Below are 3303 nucleotides of genomic sequence, written 5' to 3'. Positions count from 1 at the left end.
CACACCCAGACCAACCGGCGCCAAACCCAACACCCCCGACACCGGAAAACCCGGACCACGCAGGCCCACCTGGTCCCAGAGGCGCCATCGCCCGCTCAGCGAAACGGATTCCTCGGTCATCCGGATCTCCTCCTAGACCTGTTCGGCCGCGCGGTCCGCGAGATCCGCGGCGAGGACCTCGGCGAGTTCGGCCGGCGAGGGATAGGTGAAGATGAGCGCCACGGGCAGTTCGGTGTGGAGAGTGTCCTGGAGCCGGGCGATGATCTGGAAGGCGGCCAGGGAGTCTCCGCCCGTCTCGAAGAAGTCGCTCGTGGTGTCGAGAGTGGTGTCACCGAGAGTCTCGCGGTAGAAGCCCGCGATGAGTTCCGGGAGCTGGGAGGTGTCGACCGTGTGCTGTTCCGCCGTGGTCATGATGTTCTCCTTGAGTGATGTTCGTGATGTCGGTGATGTTGTCCAGAGTGGTGATGTGCGCCGTCGGCACGGGCCTGCGATCCGCGCTCAACAGCTCAATGGCCCTTCAGAAAGCGGCCGTTCGAGCGGCCAGGGCCGCCGGACCGTTTCCGCCGGACACGATCACCGCGGCCATGCCGTCGAAGCCTCGGTGCAGCGCCCCGGCCAGGGCGACGGCGCCGCTGGGCTCCGCCGGGATGCCGGCCGCGTGCAGCAGGCCCGTCGCCTGGACGATCGCCTCGTCGGTGACTCCGACCAGTTCGTCCACGCGCTGTCTGATCACAGGGAAGAGGACCTCGCCCGCGCGCTGGCCGCGCAGTCCGTCGGCGACGGTGTCGCTGGGCGGCAGCTCGACCGGATGCCCGGCGGCCAGGGCGCGCGCGTAGCGCCGGGTGCCCGCAGGCTCCACACCGACGATCCGTACCGGCCGTGTCAGGTCCGTCGCGGCGAGACACACACCTCCGAGCAGACCGCCACCACCGGTCGGAACGAAGACGGTGTCGGCGCCGGGCGCGTCCTCGAAGATCTCCAGGCCGACGGTGCCCTGCCCGGCCGCCACGAGTTCATGGTCCGACGAGGGCACCAGCACCGCGCCCGTACGCTCCGCGAAGTCCCGTGCGTACCGGTCCCGTTCGGCGACTCCGCCGCTGCTCCGAATCACCCGCGCGCCCAGGGCCGCGACGGCCCGCGCCTTCGCCTCGCTCGCTCCGGCCGCCATGACGACCGTGACACGGACACCGAGCGGCCCGGCGAGGGCGGCCACCGCCAGACCGTGATTGCCCGAGGAACCGGCGACGATGTCGCGGGCGCCCAGGGCCAGCAGCGCGTTCGCCGCTCCGCGCAGCTTGAACGAGCCGCTGTGCTGGAGGTGTTCGGCCTTGAGCAGAACGCCGGGCAGTGAGCCGGCCGTCAGCAGTGGCGTACGCCGTATGTACGGCGCGATCCGCTCGGCGGCGGCGAGAACGTCGGCGTGACCGAGCCGGACATCGGCAGGGCCGAGTCGCAGATCGGCGTGGCTCAGCCCGGTGCCCGTGTGCCCGAGTCCGGTGTCCGCATGGACCAGCCGCGTACCCGCCGCCGTCATGACACACGCTCCGCCACAGGCGCGGCGGACACCGGCGCGGCCGGCCGGCCGAGCGTGCCACGGTCGGTCTTGCCGCTGCGCGTCACCGGCAGCCGGTCGATACGGCTGAACCGCCTCGGCAGCATATGAGGCGGCAGCGTGCCGGCGAGATGGGCGCGTACGGACGCGTCGCCGGTCCCGGAAGGCAGGCCGGTGACATGCGCGTACAGCCAGGTCCGTCCCTGGCCGTCGGTCTCGGCGGTGACCACGGCGCCGGTGATATGAGGATGTGTGAGCAGTGCGCCCTCGATCTCCGCCGGATCCACCCGATGGCCGCGGATCTTGATCTGCCGGTCGGACCGGCCGAGATACTCCAGCTCGCCGCCGGGCAGCCGCCGGGCCAGATCACCGGTGCGGTACATACGGGCGCCGGGCGGGCCCGAGGGATCGGGCAGGAAGCGCCCGGCCGTCAGGGCGGCCAGCCCGCGATAGCCCCGGGCGACGCCGCCGCCGCCGATGTACAGCTCTCCCACCGCGCCGTCGGGCACCGCGCGCAGATCGTCGTCGAGCACCTGGACGGTGACACCGTCGATGGGAGTGCCGATGAGATCGACGGAGGTGTCGGGTACGGCGGGCACCTTGTACCGGGTGGAGGTCATCGTGCATTCGGTGGGACCGTACTGGTTCACCAGCAGACCGTCGACGAGCCCGCGCCCGCCGGCGGCGAGGAAGGGCCGCAGCGATTCACCGCTGGAGACCACCGTGCGTACGCCACCCAGCCGTTCGGCTCCGTCAGGTCCCTGTGCGAGGAAGGTGAGCAACGACGGTGTGGTGCTCAGTACGGTGTCCGCGCCGTACTCCCGGAGTGTGGCCGCAAAGGTGTCGGCGCGCAGCAGCCGGGCGCGGTCGACCAGAACCAGACGGCCGCCCGCGACGAGCGGCGCGAAGATGTCCCTGATGGACGCGTCATAGCCGAGCGGCGCGAGCTGGACGGCCACGGTGTGCGGGCCGAGTCCGTAGTCGCGGACCACAAAGCGTACGTACACGTCGAGACCGGCGCGTTCGATCATGACCGCGTGAGGCGCTCCGGTGGATCCGGAGGTGTGGCTGATGTAGGCGAGCGAACGCGGCCCGAGTGCGGCCGACGGCTCCAGAGGCGTGAGGAGTGTGTCCGGGTCCTGGTCCGGCGCCGGAAGCCGGTCGAGCAGCAGAGTCGGCCCGGCGACGGGCAGGACGAGCCGCTCGGCGAGCGCGGTGGTGGTGAGCAGAAACCGGGCCCGTCCGCTCTCGGCCATGGACACCAGCCGTGGCAGCGGCAGTTCGACATCGAGTGTGAGGAACGCGCCGCCGGCCCGTAGCACCGCTGCCATCGCGACCACGGCGTCGATACCGCGCTCGACGGCGATGGCGCAGACTTCCTCGGGGCCCACTCCTCGGGCGGTGAGAATCCGGCCCAACTGGTCGATCCTGTCGGCGAGTTCTCCGTACGAGAGCTCCGTGTCCGGCGTGACGACGGCGATGGCGCCCGGATCGCGCGAGGCGTGGGCGAGGATGTCGTCCACCGGGCCGCCCGCGCCGTCCGGCTGATGTGCGCCGGTCATCCTTCCTCTCCCGTCTCCGTGGTGCGGTCGACGGCGACGAAGCGGAGTTCCGAGGTGTACTTGTTGCCTTCATCGTCGGTCAGCCAGGCCTGCTCCGGCGTCGGCAGCATCTCGGTGACCGTCATCCGCGCCGACGGATCCTTCCGCGCCAGCCGACGCGCCGCCTTCGCGAAGATGTTCACGTACACC

4 protein-coding genes are annotated in these 3303 nt (G+C 71.0%); all 4 read right to left on the bottom strand.

Annotation, left to right across the window (positions count from 1 at the left end; all coding sequences use genetic code 11):
• Positions 1–132: 132 nt before the first annotated feature.
• Positions 133–411 carry an acyl carrier protein gene (locus GA0115259_RS28430; RefSeq protein ID WP_093602329.1) on the bottom strand — a complete coding sequence of 93 codons (279 nt, stop codon included), beginning with the start codon at positions 409–411 and terminating at the stop codon, positions 133–135.
• 106 nt (positions 412–517) lie between these two features.
• Positions 518–1534 carry a pyridoxal-phosphate dependent enzyme gene (locus GA0115259_RS28425; protein WP_093602327.1) on the bottom strand — a complete coding sequence of 339 codons (1017 nt, stop codon included), beginning with the start codon at positions 1532–1534 and terminating at the stop codon, positions 518–520.
• The gene (locus GA0115259_RS28420; protein ID WP_093602325.1) at positions 1531–3114 is read right to left on the bottom strand and encodes an amino acid adenylation domain-containing protein; all 1584 of its coding nucleotides are present in this window, start codon (positions 3112–3114) and stop codon (positions 1531–1533) included. The genes GA0115259_RS28425 and GA0115259_RS28420 overlap by 4 nt, the downstream gene beginning before the upstream one ends.
• On the bottom strand, positions 3111–3303 hold a 193-nt coding region (locus GA0115259_RS28415), incomplete at its 5' end, for a hypothetical protein (protein WP_202450425.1). The genes GA0115259_RS28415 and GA0115259_RS28420, both read right to left, overlap by 4 nt.

Origin of the sequence: Streptomyces sp. MnatMP-M17, from assembly GCF_900091995.1 — a bacterium.
Taxonomy (GTDB): Bacteria; Actinomycetota; Actinomycetes; order Streptomycetales; family Streptomycetaceae; genus Streptomyces.
Note: the sequence above shows the minus strand (reverse complement) of the source record. Positions and strands in the feature narration are given on the sequence as shown.